The following is a 16,982-nucleotide window of genomic DNA, read 5'->3' as shown; positions in this document are numbered from 1 at the left end:
GCGCCCGATCCCTCGCGAGATAGAGGGTTCTCCGCGAGGTAGAGGGAGATCTCCCTCTACCTCGGCGGGAGCCCTCTATCTCGCGGAGGTCACTTCTTCGACGCGGCGGGCTTCTTCGCGGGAGCCTTCTTCGCCGCCGGCTTCTTGGCCGGCGTCCGCTTCTTCGCCGGGCCCTGCGCGCGCTTCTCGGCGAGGAGCTCGACAGCGCGCTCGGGCGTGATCGACTCCGGCGTGACGTCGCGCGGGAGCGTGCGGTTCGTCTCGCCGTCGGTCACGTACGCGCCGAAGCGACCGTCCTTGACGACGATCGGCTTGCCGCTGTTCGGGTCGTCGCCGAGCTCGCGCAGGGGCGGGGTCGCGGCCCGCTGCCCGCGGCCGCGCTTGGGCTGCTTGTACAGCTCCAGCGCCTCCTCGAGCGTGACGGTGAACATCGCCTCCTCGCTCGGGAGCGTGCGCGAGTCCGTGCCCTTCTTGAGGTACGGGCCGTAGCGCCCGTTCTGCGCGGTGATCTCCTCCCCCGACTCCGGGTCGGTGCCCACCACGCGCGGCAGCGACAAGAGCTGGAGGGCGTCCTCGAGGGTGATCGTGTCGAGCGACTGCGTCTTGAGCAGCGACCCCGTGCGCGGCTTGGGCTGCGCGGCCTTCGCCCGCTTCTGCGCGGCGGCGGACAGGCTCGTGTCGATCGGCGGGAGGTCGAGCACCTCGGTGACGTAGGGGCCGTAGCGCCCGGCCTTCGCGATGATCTCGTTCCCGGACACGGGGTCCGTGCCCAGCACCTTGCCGTCGTCGGCGCCCGCGGCGAGCAGCTCGCGCGCCTTGGCGACGGTCAGCTCGTCGGGCGCGACGTCGTCCGGCACGGAGGCGCGCGGCGGGTTCTCGCCCTCCTTGACCTCTGCCGACAGATCCTCGACGTACGGGCCGTAGCGGCCGACGCGCAGCTGGATGCCCTCGCCGATCGGCACGGAGTTGATGCCCCGGGCGTCGATGTCGCCGAGGTTCTCGACGAGCTCGCGCAGCCCCTCGCCCTCGGGACCGCGCGCGGCGTCGCCGAAGTAGAACTGCGTGAGCCACTCCACGCGGTCGCGACGCCCGGCCGCGATCTCGTCGAGGTCCGCCTCCATCGTCGCCGTGAACCGGTAGTCCACGAGCCGGTCGAAGTGCTCCTCGAGCAGGCGCACGACGGCGAACGCGAGCCAGCTCGGCACCATCGCCTGGCCGCGGGCGAGCACGTAGCCGCGGTCCTGGATCGTCGAGATGGTCGACGCGTACGTCGACGGACGGCCGATGCCGAGCTCCTCGAGCGCCTTGACCAGGCTCGCCTCGGTGTAGCGCGGGGGTGCGGACGTCGAGTGCCCCGCGGCCTCGAGGTCCTCGGCACGCAGGGCGTCCCCCTCGGCCATCTGCGGCAGCCGCGCCTCGCGGTCGTCGCCGCCCGTCGCGCCGAGCGACTCCTCGGCGTAGCGGTCGACGTCGGAGCTCTCCTCGTAGGCAGCGAGGAAGCCGCGGAACGTGATGACCGTGCCGGACGCGGCGAACACGGCGTCCCGGCCGGCGAGCCCGTCCGCCGCGCCCGCGAGCGCCGCGCCCAGGCGCACCGACGCCGTCGAGCCCTTGGCGTCGGCCATCTGCGACGCGACGGTGCGCTTCCAGATCAGCTCGTACAGCTTGAACTGGTCGCCGCTGAGCTCCTTGGCGACCTGCGCGGGCGTGCGGAACGAGTCGCCGGCGGGGCGGATCGCCTCGTGCGCCTCCTGCGCGCCCTGGTTCTTGGAGGCGTAGACGCGCGGCTTCTCGGGCACGAAGTCGCCGCCGTACAGCTCGGCGGCCTGACGGCGGGCCGCGCTCGTCGCCTCCGCGGACAGCGACGGCGAGTCGGTGCGCATGTAGGTGATGTACCCGTTCTCGTACAGCGACTGCGCGGTGCGCATCGTCTGCCGCGAGGCCATGCGCAGCTTGCGGCTCGCCTCCTGCTGGAGCGTCGAGGTGGTGAACGGCGCGGCCGGGCGGCGCGTGTACGGCTTCGTCTCGAGCGAGCGCACGGCGAAGTCCGCGCCCGCGAGGCCGGCGACGACGCCGCGGGCGGTCGCTTCGTCCAGGTGCACGACCCCGGCCCGCTGCCCCGACCCACCCGAGGACTTCAGCTGCCCGCGGTCGTCGAAGTCGCGGCCCGAGGCGACGCGCTCGTCGCCGAGCTGCACCAGGCGCGCGGAGAACGCCTTGCCGGCCTCGTCGGGGGCGGCGGCCGCGGCGTCGCCGCCCAGACCGAACGTCCCGGTGACGTCCCAGTACTCCGCGGCGACGAACGCCATGCGCTCGCGCTCACGCTCCACGACCAGTCGCGTGGCCACCGACTGCACGCGGCCGGCCGACAGGCCCTGGCGGACCTTGCGCCACAGGACGGGCGACACCTCGTAGCCGTAGAGGCGGTCGAGGATGCGGCGCGTCTCCTGGGCGTCGACGAGGCTCGTGTCGAGGTCGCGCGTGTTCTGCAGCGCCCGCTGGATGGCCTCGCGCGTGATCTCGTGGAACACCATCCGCTTGACGGGGACCTTCGGCTTGAGCGCCTCGAGCAGGTGCCACGCGATGGCCTCGCCCTCGCGGTCCTCATCGGTGGCGAGGTAGAGCTCGTCCGCCTCCTTGAGCGCCCGCTTGAGCTCGGCGACCTTCTTCTTCTTGTCCGCGTAGACCTCGTAGTACGGGTCGAACCCGTTCTCCACGTCGACGGCGAACTTGCCGTACGGGCCCTTCTTCATGTCCGCGGGCAGCTCGGACGGCTGCGGCAGGTCCCGGATGTGCCCGACGCTCGCCTCGACCTCGTAGTCGTCGCCGAGGTAGCCCTGGATCTTGCGAGCCTTGGCGGGCGACTCGACGATCACGAGCTTGCGTGGCATCCCATCCTGCTTTCGTCGTCCTGCGAAGTACGTGTGCGTGGTCCGTGCGGGTCGTCCCGGCCGTCCGGTCGTCGCGCCGGTCCGTGCCGGTGGTCACGGCGGGCTGCGGTCGTGCTCGACGGCCTGTCGCCGTCGGGCGTCGCACCGCTGCGCTGCCCCGGGAAGGTGCCGGCCTGCGTGCCGGTCCGGGAAGCCTACGACGTTACGCCATGCGCGCCAGCGGCACCCTACCCCCGAACGCGGCGGAGGTCGGGTCGCGCCGCGGCCTGCCGGACGAGCAGGAGCACGGCGAAGACGGCGGCCGTGGCCGCGCCCACGCCCGCCACGCCGCCCACGTACGCGGTCGCCTCCTGGGCCGTCGTGGTGCCCCACGTGGCCGGCGTCGAGCGGTACGCCCACAGCGCGGCCGCGGTCCCGACCACGGAGGTCAGGAGCAGCAGGACGCTCGTGACCACGGATCCCGGCGAGCCGCCCGCGTCGCGGTCGAGCGCCGAGCGGGGCGTGAACGCGCAGACGAGCGCGCCCCACGCGAGGACGACGAGGACGGCCGCGACGACGTCGCTCGGGCGGTGCCACTGCCCCACGAGCGTCGACACGCCCGTCGCGGCCGTGTACGCGGCGCCGAGGACGGCGACCAGCGGCCGGGTCTGCCGCGGCACGACGAGCAGGAGCGCCGCGGCGACGGAGGCGGCGACCGTCGTGTGCCCGCTCGGCAACGAGTTGTCGGCCGTCCACCCGCCGATGAGGTTCTCGCGGCCCAGGACGTCGTGCTTGACCAGCTGGGTGGTGACGTTCGCACCCACGACGAGGAACGCGACCTGCACGGCGAGCCCCCAGCGTCGTCGCAGCAGGGCGATCCCCATCGCGGCGCCCAGGCCGACGACGACGAGCGTCACGGACACCGTGTCGAGGACGGGCTCGGCGACCGCCCACAGGGGGCCCTGACCGGTCACCGCGCCGTCGAACGCGGCGCGCTCGGCCATCTGCCCCGCGTACGTGTCGACGAAGTACCGCCACACCATCCAGGCGAGGACCGCGGCCCCGGCCGCGACGAGGGCCGCCACGACCCGCGGGGCGACGCGGACCGCGCCCACGTCGCCCGCCCCGGGTGCCGGGGACGGACCACGGGGCGGGGGCGACGACGGTCCCGTCGGCGGAGGGGTGGCGGCGCGGGGCGGCACGACGTTCCCGGGCGTGACCGGCATCGGACGCGTCCCGGAGCCGCCACGGGTGTGCAACGGGCGGGTCGGGGCCTGGTCGGACGGCATCTTCCCACCGTAGGCGACGTCTGTGCGGGTTCGGGGAAGACCTGTGGAAGGTCGTGTCGGGCCGTCCGCCCCGCCCTCGGGGCGCCGGCCGCCCCGCGCTACGGCGCCACCGCCTCGGCGGCGTCCCGCGCGTCGCGGGCGTCCCGGCCGTCGCGGTACGCGTCGATCGACAGGGTGCGCAGACGCGAGGACCGTCCCGTCGGGTTGTCGACGAAGCCCACGGCCGAGATGTAGGGCTCGATGACGTGGATCTTCTGCAGCGGCGTGACGATGAGCAGCTGCAGGCCGAGCCGGCGGAAGAGCTCGAGCGCGAACCGCGTCGACTCGTCCGACCCGCGCCCGAACGCCTCGTCGATGACGACGAACCGGAACGCCGTCGACCGCACCGCGCCCCAGTCGAGCTTGAACTGGTACGCCAACGAGGCGGCGAGGATGGTGTACGCGAGCTTCTCCTTCTGCCCGCCGGACTTGCCGCCGGAGTCGGAGTAGTGCTCGTGCTCGGAGTCGTCCGCGCGCGAGCGCTCCGACGCCGACAGCACGAACCAGTTCCGCACGTCGGTCACGCGCCGGCGCCACGCCTCGTCGAGGTCGGTCATGCCCTCGCGGCCGCGGAACCGCTCGACGAGCGCCTTCACGCGCAGGAACCGCTCCTCGGAGTAGGACAGCGCGCCGTCGTCCGCGAGCGAGCCGTCGCCCTCGGCGAGCGCGCGGTCGTCCTCCGCGAGGATGCCGTCCCCGTCCGTGCACGCGCGCAGGTCCTGCTGGAACTCCCGCACCTCGACGTTCGGCGTGCGCGAGACCTCGAGGCGGATGTACCGGCCCGGGTTGTAGTCGATCGCGCGCAGCGAGTCGTTGATGGTGTCGATGCGGTCGCGGATGAGGTCGGCCTGCTTCGCGAGCTCCGCGGCGAACCCCGCGATGTCCCGGATCGCGTTGGTGTTGAGGTACGCCTTGAAGTCGGCCTCGAAGCGCGGCAGGTCGTCGCGCACGAGCCGGTCGTGGATCTCGCGGTAGCCGTCGGCCGAGCGCACGTCGGCGTCGAGCTCCGCGGTCTCGACCGGGTACGCGGACCGGAACGCCGCCATCTGCCCCGCGACCCGCGTGCCCAGGTCCGCCCGCTCGCGCTGCGCCTGCTCCGCCTCGGCCGTCAGTCGCGAGCGCACCGCGTTCTCGACGACGTCGAGGTCGGCGGTGCTCGTCGGTCCCGCTCCCTCGCCGCCGACGGCCCCGAGCTCGCGGTCGAACTCGGCGGCGAGCGCCGCCGCCGTCTCGTCGTCGAGCCTCTCCCCCGCGCCGTCGAGCACCGCGCGGGCACGGTCGCGCGCGCCGCGTGCCTCGTCGAGCGCGTGCCGGTCGGCACCGAGCGTCGCGACGACGCGGTCGCGCTCGGCCTCGAGCTCGTCGCGACGGCGGGCGTTGTCGTCGAGCAGGGCGGCGAGGCGCCCGAGCTCGTCGCTGGCCCGCTCGAGACGCCGCTTCTCGTCGTCGAGCTCGGCGATGCGCGCGACCTCCGCGCGCCAGTCCAGCTCGTCCCAGTCGCGGTACACCTCGAGCCGCCCCAGGGCGGCGGCGCGCTCCTGCAGCCCGGCCCGGTGCGCGGTCGCGGCGTCCCGACGGCGCGCGAGCGCGTCGCGGCGCGACGTCACCTCCGCGGCCTGCTCGAGCAGCGTGTCGACCTTCGCCTGCGTCGACCATCCCAGCACGTAGCCTCGCCGGTCGTCGACGGCGCGCACGTCGTTCTTCTCGTGGTGGTCCGGGGAGTGCTTGACCTGACCCGACCGGGTCACGGCGCGCGGCAGGCGGCGGAACGCGTCGAGGTCCTCGGCGCACGCGTGGTCGGCGCGCCGCTCGAGCTCGGTCTCGACCCACGCCGTGACGGCGGGCGCGGCGTCGAGGACGCGGACGTCGAGCAGGTCGGCGAGGAGGAGCGTCCCGTCGGGGCGCTCGGCGCGCCGCCCGGTCCCGACGCGCTCGGGCACCCGGTGGTAGACGAGGCGCAGCCCGAGGTGCTCGCGGTCGACCCACGCGGCGACGCCCTCGTAGTGCACCGCCGGGACGACGAGGGACAGCGCGAACCCGCGCAGGACGCGCTCGGCGGCGCCCTCCCACGCGGCGTGCTCCGGCCGGACGGCGAGCAGCTCGCCGACGAACGGCAGGTCGCCCGGGGAGAGCCCCACGCCCGCGCACAGCCGGTCGCGGACGTCGAGGTGGGTCCGCGGCAGGTTCGAGCGGCGGTCGGCGAGGCTCGCGAGCTCGGCCTTGACGTCCGCGGTCTCACGCTCGACGGCGCGCAGCTCGGCCGCGACCTCGCCCGCCTCCTCCTCGGCGCGGGCGAGCTCGTCGCGCACCGTCGCGGCGAGGGCGTCCGCGTCGCGACGCAGCGCGGCGAACGCGTCGGCGTCGACGAGCGCGTCCGCGACGGACCGGACGGCGTCCGCCTCGCCGCCGAACCCCGGGTCGTGCGGCACGTTGCCGTCGCCGTGACGCGTGACCCGGGGTTCGGCACCAGCGGGGAGCACGAGCCCCGCCTGGACGGCGTACCCGGCGAGCTGCGTGACGCGGCGCTCACGTGCGGCGCGCTCGACCTCGCGACGCGCGACCTCGCCCTCGATCGCGGCGAGCCGGTCACCGCCGTGGCCGGCGCGCTCGAGCTCGAGCCGCTGCCGCTCGGCCGCCAGCAGGCCCAGCTCGTCGGCGGCCCGCGCACGGCGGGCCTCGCCGTCCGTGACGCGCTCGTCGAGCGCGCCGATCAGGCCGTCGAGGTCCGCCACGCGGCGTGACGCGGTGAACGCGCGCAGGGCGTCGCGGCGGGCGACGAGCGCGTCGGCCCGCTGCCCGAGGGCGTCGTGGGCGTCGCAGTCCGCGAGCAGGGGCGCGAGGCGCTCGATCTGCGCGGTGGCGCGCACCACGGCGTCGTGCGCGCTCGTGAGGTCGTCGAAGTGCGCGACGAGCCGGTCGGTCCAGCGGTCGGCGTCGAACGGCTCGAGCATGTGCTCGCGCACGAACTCGCCGAGGTCGCCCACCGACTTCATCGAGACCGTCTGGTGGAACAGGTCCATCGCCTGCTCCGACGGGATGCCGAGCAGGCGGCGGAAGTCGCGCCCGTACTCGGGGAAGTGGTCGCGCACCTGCGCGCCCGAGGTGCGCAGCCGACGGCGCAGCGCCGCGACGTCACCGCCGAACCCGGCGAAGTCCTCCGTGATCGTCAGCGGACGGTCGGCGGTGACGAAGAAGCGGTCGGGCTGACCCGACTGGCCCGGGGCGAGCCAGAACACCTGCGCGAGCGTGACCTCCTGGTCGAACCCGCGGTTCGCGAACTGCCCGAGCACCACGGAGTAGGTGCCCTTCTCCCGGAGACCGACGTGACGGGTCGTGCCCGTCGCCTCGTCCCGCTCCGCCTTGTAGTGCCCGGCGACGTAGGACCGCAGCGACCGCTCGCGCGCCCCCGCGCCCGCCGCCTTGTTGTACGAGATGCGGTGCGACGGGACGAGCAGCGTCGTCACGGCGTCGACGACGGTCGACTTGCCGGAGCCGATGTCTCCGGTGAGCAGGGCGTTGCGGCCGTCGAGGTCGAACGCCCACACCCGCTGGTCGAACGTGCCCCAGTTGAGCACCTCCAGCCGCTCGAGGCGGAAGCCGGCGCGCGCATCGAGGTCGGCCGCAGGGTCGTGCAGCTCGACCGGGCTGAACAGGCCTTCCATCACGCCACCGTCGCCTTCGTCGCATCCGTCGTCGTCCCGCCGCCGTCCGACCGGCCGGCCGCGACGTCGAGGTACTGCGCGAGGCGCGCGTCGAAGTCGGAGAGCCACTGCGCGTCGACGAACGCCTTGAGGATCCGGCGCACCTCGAACCGCCGTGCGTCGGCCGGTCCGTCGTCGGCCGCCGGGGCGGCGGGCGCGTCCGGCGCGCCCGCGATGTCGCCGGCCGCGTCCCGGCCCGCGGGACGCAGGAAGCCGAGCTCGACGACGCGCCGCACCAGCGCGTCGACGCGGTCCACGAGCCGCGCCTCGTTCGCCGCCGCGCCCGCGTCCTGGGACAGGAACACGCGCACGAGGTCGACGATCTCCCCGCGCGTGAGCACGAGCCGCGTGTCACCGCCCTCGGAGTCGGACTGCGCGAGCCGCTTGCGCAGGAGCGCGAGCAGCAGGCTGACGTCGAACGGCAGCTCGCGGCGCGGGATCAGGCGCGGGACGCGCTCGTCGCGCTCGTGCTCGGGCTGCGAGCGCAGGTAGGCGTAGCCGTCGCCCTCGTCGACGACGACCTGGAGGCCGAGCATCGCGACGGCGTCGCGCACCTGGGGCTCGTGGGCGAGCAGGTCGCGCCACGTCTCCTCGCTCGTCTCGCGGTACACGACGCCCTTGAGCAGCGACGTGACGACGACGGACAGCTCCGGGCCGCGGGCGGGGCGGGGCGTGCTCACGGGGTCTCCTCCGGGCGGGCGGTCTCGGGGCGGGCGGTCTCGGGGCGGACGGTCTCGGGGCGGGCGGTCTCCGGACGGGCGTGCTCCGGGCGGGCGAGGGCGGGCGGGGCGGCGGACCGGCGGGCGAACGTCACGCGCGGCAGCCGGGCGACCCGCACCACCGGGTCGTGCGGGTCCTCGACGGTGCCCGGCGGGGCGGGGGCCTCGCCGGTCCAGCTCACCTCGTCGGTGCGCTCGTCGTCGTGCACGACGGCGAACCGGGGGTCGTCGAGGGACAGGTAGGAGACGAGCTCGGCGAGGCCGTGCTCGAGGGGCGCGTCGTGCACGAGGTCGGCGAGGGAGACCTGGCCACGCCGCCCGAGCGCGTCGCGCACGGTGCGCGCGAGCCGCTCGGGGTCGACGTGCACCTGCTCGTACAGGGCCTCCACCGCGAAGTCCTCGTCGCCCTCCTCGACCACGTCGGAGTCGACGCGCGCGCTCGGCCGCGGCGCGAACAGCGGCCGCTCGGTGGGCAGGACGACCTCGGGCGCGACCGCGTCCACGGCCATCCCGGGCGGCGTCGCGAGCACGGGGTCCGCACGCGGGTCCCGCGCTGCCGCGTGCGCGGCGTCGCGCGTCGCGAGCGCCTTCGCCTCGACGCCGCGCAGGATGTCCATGACGCGACGGTTCTCGAGCCACACCTGGTCGTCGAGGAAGCGGCGCAGCTGCTCGGACAGCGTGCGCACCGTGGCCTGGGTGCGCTCGCCGGCGTCGAGCCAGTCGTAGTGGATGCGGCGCAGGCGGCGGTGCTCGGCGGTGCGGTCGGCGTCCGACAGGGCGGTCGACGACGAGGTCGGGCGCGCGACCGAGCCGACCGAGCCGACCGGGCCGGCCGGGACCGCTCCCGGCGCGGCGTCGAGCGCGATGGCGTCGAGCGACTGGACGTGCTCGACGAGCGCTGCGAACTCCTCCTGCCGGCGCCGGTCGAGCAGGAAGTCGTAGAACGCGTGGAAGGAGCGCCCCTGGTCGGACTCGGCGATCGCGGTCCGCGAGCGCACGACCTCCTCGAGGAGCTCGCCCTTGGCGCCGTCCCAGCCGGTGATCCGCTCGCGCAGCGCGCGGTCGAGGGAGCGGAAGTTCGCCTCGACCTCGCGGAAGTCGGACAGCAGGTCGGCCGCGGTGTGCGTGAGCTGCTGGTAGCGGTCGCGCTGCGCGGCGGCGTCGAGCACGGCGACGCGTCCGGCGCGCACCTGGGCGATCTCCTCGTCGAGGCGTGCGCGACGCTCCTCGAGCTCGCGCAGGCGCTCCGCCGGGTCGGTCTGCGTGCCGACCGCGAGCTGGCGCAGGAGCTCGAAGACGGTGTTGAGGCGCGACTCCGTGCCGACGAACGCGCGCCCGCGCAGCCCGGCGACCCAGCGGACGGCCTGCTCGACGGCGGGCGTGGCGTCGTAGTGCGGCTCGGTCGAGCCCGGCGGGTACCAGGCGCGCAGCCAGCCCTGGTCCGGGTGCGCCCAGTGGTCCACGTACGCCTGCGGCGTGCGCGGGTAGCGCCGCTCCTGCTCCGGGGCGCCGCGCTCGTCCGCGGGGCGCAGCGCCCACAGGTGGTCGTCGAGACGCGCGACGAGCTCGCTCTCGGGGATGGCGCGGACGTTCTCCTCGACGAACACCGCGCCGAGGAAGGACAGCACGAGCGGCGCGGTGTCCGCGCGCAGCAGCCGCCACGCCGCGCTCGTGCGCCGCAGGGCGTCGACGTCCTCGTGCTGCACGCGCGTCCTTCCGGGTCGGGTCGGCTCCCGGGTCGCCCGGGCGCCGCACGATCCTAGGTCGCCGCACCCCCGCGGCGTGCCAGCGGCACGTCGCGGGGGTGCGTGCGCGACGCCGCCGGCGGTCCGCCGGGACGAGGACCATGGTCCCTGTCGCCGGGCGGCACGCGCTCCTTAGCCTGGTCGTGGCGTCGGGCCGGCAGCTCGCCCACCCTGCCGGCCGGACGCCACCACGCACCGGAGGACCTGCGCGTCCCCTCAGCCCGTCGCCCTGCCGCGACCGAAGGACAGACCGTGAGCGACGCGACCACCTCACTCGCCCTCGACACCGACCCGGACGAACCAGGGGACGTCGACGAGGACGCGGCCCCGGCGTTCGACCCCTTCGAGCGACCGACGGGGTGGAGCCACTCCCGCGGCCTGCTGTTCGGGGAGATGCTCGTCTTCGCGCTCCTGAGCCTGGTCGCGGCGTTCGTGCTGTCCTACGACGCGGTCGTGCTCGCGGCGGACCCGGCGGCCGTCCTGTCGTGCGACGTCAACGCCGTCCTGTCGTGCGGCACGGTCGCGCAGTCCTGGCAGGCCCAGCTGTTCGGCTTCCCCAACGCGTTCCTCGGTCTCGTCGCGGAGCCGGTCGTGATCACGACGGCGGTCGCCGCGCTCGGCGGGACGCGTTTCCCTCGCTGGTTCCTGTTCGCCGCGCAGTGCGTGTACGGCCTGGGCGTGGTCTTCGCGTACTGGCTGCTGACGCAGTCGATGCTCGTCATCGGCGCGCTGTGCCCGTGGTGCCTGCTCATCACGGTGTCGACGACGCTCGTGTTCGCCTCGCTGCTGCACTGGAACGTCCTCGAGGACAACCTCTACCTGCCGCGGCGGGTGCAGGCGCGCCTCCTCGCGTTCGTGCGGTCGGGCGCGTACGGGTACCTCGTCGCGGCGTGGCTCGTGGCCCTCGCCGTCCTCGTCCTGGCGACGTACGGACCGTCGTTGCTCGCCTGACGCCGCGGCGCCGGCGCCGCCCGGTCCGGACCGGGGTTCAGGACCGGAGGTCCGCCGGTGCGAGGAACCCGTCGCGGACGAGACCGCGCACGGCGGGCAGCAGCTCGGCCGCGAGCTCGTCGGCAGGTACCTCGAAGAGCGCGGCGATCGCCCCCACGAGCTGTCCGACGCCCAGCTCGCCGTCGCTCGCCCCGACGAGCGCGGCGAGACCCGTGGAGGCCCGCACCGCACGACCGAACCCGTCGCCCTGGCGCAGGAGCACGACGTTCGGGTCCGCGGCACCGGGCGTGTGGAACCGCTCCTCCGTGACGTCTCCTGCGACGACGAGCCGCTCGGCCGCGAGGGCCGCGTCGTCACGGGCGGCCAGCCAGTCGTGCGCGGCGAGCGAGGCCGCGAGGTGGCCTCCGAGCGGCTGGCGGACGGACCCGGTGCGCTCCTCGACCCGGCGCAGCGTGGGCGTGCCGGTGAGCGGACGGCGCAGGGTGACGAGCCCGAAGCCGACCGCCTCGACGTCGCGCGCCGCGAAGTCGTCGAGCCACGCCTCGTAGGCGGCGGCCCACTCGCGCGGCTCGCGCTCCGGGGTCGTGCCGCCGTCGCGGATCCACGTCTCGGCGTACTGCGCCGGGTCGAGCACCTCGCGCTGGACCACCCACCCGTCGAGGCCCGCGGCGTCCAGCCACGCGCCGACGCGCTCGTCCCACGCCTCGCCGCGCCGGTGCTCCCAGTTGCCGAGCAGCTGCGCGACGCCGCCCGGCGCGAGCACCGCGCCCACGCCGGTCACCAGGTCGCGCACGAGGTCGTCGCCCGCGCGGCCGCCGTCCCGGTACTCGTAGTCCGGGACGCCCGCGCCCGCGCCGCGCGGGGTGATGACGAACGGCGGGTTCGACACGACGAGGTCGAAGACCTCCCCCGCGACCGGGTCGAGCATCGACCCCTCGCGCAGCTCGACGGGGGCGGCGCCGGGTCCGGCCGCCCCGGCCGGCAGGTTGAGCCCGACGTTGAAGGCCGCGAAGCCGAGCGCACGGACGGACACGTCCGTCGCGACCACACGGCCCGCGTGCCGCGCGGCGTGCAGCGCCTGGATACCGCACCCCGTCCCCAGGTCGAGCACCCGGTCCACCGGCGTGCGGACGGTCACCTGGGCGAGCGTGAGCGAGGCTCCGCCCGCGCCGAGCACGTGGTCCGCGGCGAGCGGACGCCCGGTGGTGAGCTCGGCGAGGTCCGAGGCCAGCCACCACGTGACCGGGCCGGCCGCGTCGGTGGCGGCGTGCGGGCTCAGGTCGACCCGGGCGCGGACCGCGTCGTCCGGTCCGTGCCCGGCCGCCTCGACCAGGCCGAGCCGGACGACGCCGTCGGTGCCGGTCCCGGGGAGCGCGGCGTCGACCGCGCGACGCGGCACGTCGTCGCCGAGCAGGAAGAGCGCGGCGAGCGTACCGGCCGGGTCCGCCCGGCGCAGCGCCCGCCGTGCGGGCACGGGCTGCTCGCGGCCGAGCGCCGCCACCGCGACGGACCCCAGTCGCTCCTCGAGGCCGTCCACGGTGAACTCGGCGGCGGTCAGGTCCTCGCGCAGGCCGCCGAGCGCCGTCGCGAGCCGGCCGGCGTCGAGCCCGGCACCGGGCGGTGGCGGGCTCGACGCGACGACTGACGACGAAGGACGCGGTGAGGAGGGCACGCGTCCATCCTCGCCGATCAGGGCCTTGTCAGCAGTTGGCGGTCGTGTACGCGCCGACGTTCTGCGCCGCCTCCTGGAACGACGCGTCGCTCATCGCCGACATGGCCTCCGAGACCTTCGTCATCGCCTCGGGGCTCGACGGGTCCGCGAGCGCGCCCGACAGGCCGTCCGTGACGGTGCGGAACGACGTCGCCATGGTGCTCCAGTCGTCCGCGATCTCGGCTGGGGGCTCGACGCCCTCGAGCGTCGCGGTGAGCTCCTCGAACGTGTCGATCGCCGCCTGCGGGTCGTTCTGGTCGATGTTCGTCATCTCGGTACTGAGGCTCTCGAGGGACTCGGTCGCGGCGCAGACGTCCGCGGTCTCGCCGTCCGCCTCGGTCTCCTCGGCCGGGCTCTCCTCCGCGGGGTCCTCCTCGGCCGGGCTCTCCTCGGTCACCTCCGCAGAGGCCGTCTCCTCGGTGGCGGCGTCGCTCTCGCCGTCCGAGCCGCACGCGGCGAGGCCGAGGACGAGGAGGGCGCTCGTCGCGAGGGCGGTCGTGGTGGTCGAGATCGTGTTCCGGATACGCATGCGGACCATCGTCGCCGAGGAACGCCCGCGCGGCCGCACCAGGCAGGCCGTGCGGGGACTCCTGCCCATGTGAGGAACGCCATAGGGCCCCGGCCGCTCCGCACGCCGTCAGGCCGGGCACCCCTGCTGAAGGAACGCCGTGACACGTTCCGACGAGCCGGTGAGGGCCGCGGTGTCGATCCTGCGGCCGACGCGGTCGAGCGCCCGCGCGAGCTCGTCCTGGTCGCCCGGCCCCGCCGCCTCGACGGCGTCCGCGATCATCGCGACGTACGTCGCCACGACGCCCCAGTCGCGCGCGATCGCGTCGGGAGGCTCGGCCTGCGCGAGGACGTCGCGCGCCGTCGTGAAGCCGTCGACGAGGTCTTTCGGATGCTCGACCGTGACGTCGAGCTGTGCCTCGGCCGCGTCGCCCCACGCGCGTCCGGCGGCCTGGCACGTCACGTCGGGCTCCGTCCCGTCCGCGGTCGCCGGAGGCGCTCCGGCGTCGGGGTCGTCCGCCGCGTCGCCCTCCCCGGGGATACCGGCGTCGTCGAGCTCCTCGCCGCCCCCCGGCGCACCGGGCGCTGCCGTGGGCGGAGCTCCGCCGTCGCCGGCCGCGGCGGGCGCACCGGGGACCGTCACGACGTCGAACGCCCCGCTCGCGACCGTCGTGACGCACAGGCCCGCCATGACGACGAGCACCACGCCGTGCGCGACGACGCGGGCCCGGGATCGCATGCCCACATCATGGTGCCTTGCACGCAGGAAGGACGAACCGCCCGGACCGGACGCCCTGCCGTGCGCGCCAGGGGCTTCGCCGCGGGTCGGACGACGCCGAACCTTGGGTCACGTGTCACGACGCACCTCGGGTGCCGCACGAACCGGGATTCGGGGCACGACGACGCCGAACCCCGGGTTGTGCGTCACACGCCGCTCGGAGTGCCGCACGATCCCGGGTTCGGCGGCCCTGCGCCCCCGGCGACGTCGGTCACGAGCGCCCGACGGCGGTTTCCGGCGGCGACGGACCCGGAGCGGCCGCGCACGGGCCGGCGGTCAGGCCCCGCTCGTCACGTGCTCGCGCACGTGGGCGACCTCGTCGCGGTCGACGCGGGCGGCCCGCAGTCGCGACGCGACGACGGCGCCGAACGCGATGGCGGCGGCGACCACCGCGATGCCGATCCGCAGCACCTGGTTCGCGTCCGCCGGCACGCTGAGCAGCACCACGGCCGGGGCGATGAGCACCGACACGAGGTTCATGACCTTGATGAGCGGGTTGATGGCCGGGCCCGCGGTGTCCTTGAACGGGTCGCCGACGGTGTCGCCGATGACGGTCGCGGCGTGGGCCTCCGAGCCCTTGCCGCCGTACGCGCCGTCCTCGACGATCTTCTTCGCGTTGTCCCACGCGCCGCCCGAGTTCGCGAGGAAGACCGCCATGAGCACCCCGGCGCCGATCGCTCCTGCGAGGAACCCGGCGAGCGGCCCGACGCCCAGGCCGAAGCCGACCGCGATGGGGGCGAACGCTGCGAGGAGCCCCGGGGTGGCGAGCTCGCGCAGCGAGTCGCGCGTGCAGATGTCCACGACCTTGCCGTACTCCGGGCGCTCCTCGAAGGTCATGATCCCGGGGTGCTCGCGGAACTGGCGGCGCACCTCGAAGACGATCGCCCCGGCGGCGCGCGTCACCGCGTCGATGGCGAGACCGGAGAAGAGGAAGACGGTGGCGGCGCCGAGGATCACGCCGACGAGCGTCACGGGCGAGATGATCTCGTAGTCGAGCATCGACGTCACCAGGCCCGTGCCCGCGTTCTGCACGTCGCGCATCGCCTGGTCGACGGCGTCGGCGTACGAGCCGAACAGCGCCGTGGCGGCGAGCACGGCCGTGGTGATGGCGATGCCCTTGGTGATGGCCTTCGTCGTGTTCCCGACCGCGTCGAGGTCGGTGAGGATCTGCGCGGCCTCGGGGTCGGCGGTGCCGTCCGCGCCACCCTCGCCCGCCGACATCTCGTAGATGCCCTGCGCGTTGTCGGACACGGGGCCGAACGTGTCCATGGCGACGATGACGCCCACCGTCGTGAGCAGCCCGCACCCGGCGAGCGCGACGAGGAACAGCGCGAGCCACACGGACCCGCCCGCGAGCAGGAACAGCCCGCAGATCGCGGCGGCGATGACGCCCGCGGTGTAGACCGCCGACTCGAAGCCGACGCCGATGCCCGACAGGACGACGGTCGCCGCGCCCGTGCGCGAGGTCGCGGCGACGTGGAGCGTGGGCTTCGACGTCGTGCCCGTGAAGTAGCCCGTGATCCACAGGATGATGCCGGCCAGGACGACACCGATGACCACGGCGAGGCTCGCGACGACGCGCGGGTCGGCAGCCAGCCCGGTCAGCTCGCCCAGATCCGCCGTCCCGTCGAGAGCCGCGAACGACGACGGCAGGTAGACGAACGCGGCGACCGCGGCGAGGAGCGCCCCGACGAGCGCCGAGAGGTAGAAGCCGCGGTAGATCGCCCGAAGCCCGTTCTCCTGGCCGCGCACGCGCGTGATGAAGACGCCGAGCACGGCGACGAGCGCACCGATCGCGGTCACGACGAGGGGGAACACCAGACCCTCCTCGCCCATCGCGGCCTTGCCGAGGATGAGCGCCGCGACCAGCGTCACCGCGTACGACTCGAAGAGGTCGGCCGCCATGCCGGCGCAGTCGCCGACGTTGTCGCCCACGTTGTCCGCGATCGTGGCGGCGTTGCGGGGGTCGTCCTCAGGGATGCCCTGCTCGACCTTCCCGACGAGGTCCGCACCCACGTCCGCCGCCTTGGTGAAGATGCCGCCGCCCACGCGCATGAACATCGCGAGCAGCGCCGCCCCGAAGCCGAACCCCTCCAGCACCGCAGGTGCGTCCCCTCGGTACAGCAGCACGACGCCTGCCGCACCGAGCAGCCCTAAACCCACGACCGACATCCCCACCACGCCACCCGTGCGGAACGCGATGCGCGCGCCGGAGGCCCGCCCGCCGGGCCGTGTGGCCGCGGCCGCGACCCGCACGTTCGCCCGCACCGCGAGCCACATGCCCAGGTAGCCGATCGCGGCGGAGAACCCCGCTCCCACCAGGAACGCGATCGAGCGTCCGACGCGCACGCCGCCGTCACCCGGCAGCAGGAACAGCAGACCGAACACGATCACCGCGAACAGGGCGAGCGTGCGGAACTGCCGGTTGAGGTAGGCACCGGCGCCCTCCTGCACGGCCTGCGCGACGTCGCGCATCGCCGCCGTCCCCTCGTCGGCCGCGAGGACCTGTCTGCGCAGCACGAGGGCGAACGCGAGGGCGACCAGCCCGATCGCGGCGATCACCCCGACGATGGTGAGACTTCCGGCACCGAGTGTGAGCATCCGTCCTCCTTGACGACTGCGGCGCGCCGCTCCCCTGTCGGCACGATGGGGGTGAGTCTACGCACGAGTGG

At 74.8% G+C, this 16,982-nt stretch carries 10 protein-coding genes; 1 reads left to right on the top strand and 9 read right to left on the bottom strand.

Annotated elements, in window-relative coordinates; translation table 11 throughout:
- Positions 1 to 89: 89 nt before the first annotated feature.
- The 5 genes from topA to ACFTZA_RS01285 form a co-directional block, all read right to left on the bottom strand.
- Complete coding sequence (topA, locus tag ACFTZA_RS01305) at positions 90 to 2,891, bottom strand: type I DNA topoisomerase (protein WP_378189903.1); 2,802 nt, start codon at positions 2,889 to 2,891, stop codon at positions 90 to 92.
- 227 nt (positions 2,892 to 3,118) lie between these two features.
- Positions 3,119 to 4,159 carry a phosphatase PAP2 family protein gene (locus ACFTZA_RS01300; RefSeq protein ID WP_378189901.1) on the bottom strand — a complete coding sequence of 347 codons (1,041 nt, stop codon included), beginning with the start codon at positions 4,157 to 4,159 and terminating at the stop codon, positions 3,119 to 3,121.
- Between the two features lie 98 nt (positions 4,160 to 4,257).
- On the bottom strand, positions 4,258 to 7,860 hold the full coding sequence (locus ACFTZA_RS01295) for an ATP-binding protein (RefSeq protein WP_378189899.1): 3,603 nt from the start codon (positions 7,858 to 7,860) through the stop codon (positions 4,258 to 4,260).
- Complete coding sequence (locus ACFTZA_RS01290; RefSeq protein ID WP_378189896.1) at positions 7,860 to 8,579, bottom strand: DUF4194 domain-containing protein; 720 nt, start codon at positions 8,577 to 8,579, stop codon at positions 7,860 to 7,862. Before ACFTZA_RS01290 ends, ACFTZA_RS01295 begins: the two co-directional genes overlap by 1 nt.
- On the bottom strand, positions 8,576 to 10,324 hold the full coding sequence (locus ACFTZA_RS01285) for a DUF3375 domain-containing protein (RefSeq protein ID WP_378189894.1): 1,749 nt from the start codon (positions 10,322 to 10,324) through the stop codon (positions 8,576 to 8,578). Before ACFTZA_RS01285 ends, ACFTZA_RS01290 begins: the two co-directional genes overlap by 4 nt.
- A 291-nt stretch (positions 10,325 to 10,615) precedes the next feature.
- Here ACFTZA_RS01285 and ACFTZA_RS01280 point away from each other — a divergent pair, with 291 nt between their 5' ends.
- Positions 10,616 to 11,314 carry a vitamin K epoxide reductase family protein gene (locus ACFTZA_RS01280; protein WP_378189891.1) on the top strand — a complete coding sequence of 233 codons (699 nt, stop codon included), beginning with the start codon at positions 10,616 to 10,618 and terminating at the stop codon, positions 11,312 to 11,314.
- Positions 11,315 to 11,351: 37 nt separating this feature from the next.
- Here the strand turns inward: ACFTZA_RS01280 and ACFTZA_RS01275 are convergent, their stop codons facing one another.
- The 4 genes from ACFTZA_RS01275 to ACFTZA_RS01260 all read right to left on the bottom strand — a co-directional run bounded on the left by ACFTZA_RS01275 (position 11,352) and on the right by ACFTZA_RS01260 (position 16,911).
- Complete coding sequence (locus ACFTZA_RS01275; protein ID WP_378189889.1) at positions 11,352 to 12,986, bottom strand: methyltransferase; 1,635 nt, start codon at positions 12,984 to 12,986, stop codon at positions 11,352 to 11,354.
- Between the two features lie 28 nt (positions 12,987 to 13,014).
- A complete protein-coding gene (locus ACFTZA_RS01270; RefSeq protein ID WP_378189886.1) occupies positions 13,015 to 13,554 on the bottom strand; it encodes a hypothetical protein in 540 nt (179 codons plus the stop codon).
- Positions 13,555 to 13,662: 108 nt separating this feature from the next.
- A complete protein-coding gene (locus tag ACFTZA_RS01265) occupies positions 13,663 to 14,271 on the bottom strand; it encodes a hypothetical protein (protein ID WP_378189884.1) in 609 nt (202 codons plus the stop codon).
- Positions 14,272 to 14,586: 315 nt separating this feature from the next.
- Positions 14,587 to 16,911, bottom strand: a complete 2,325-nt coding sequence (locus ACFTZA_RS01260; RefSeq protein WP_378189882.1) for a sodium-translocating pyrophosphatase — start codon at positions 16,909 to 16,911, stop codon at positions 14,587 to 14,589.
- Positions 16,912 to 16,982 lie beyond the last annotated feature (71 nt).

The sequence above is a fragment of the Cellulosimicrobium sp. NPDC057127 genome (assembly GCF_042670945.1).
GTDB lineage: Bacteria > Actinomycetota > Actinomycetes > Actinomycetales > Cellulomonadaceae > Cellulosimicrobium.
The sequence above is the reverse complement of the archived record's forward strand: the minus strand, read 5'-3'. Positions and strand labels throughout refer to the sequence as shown.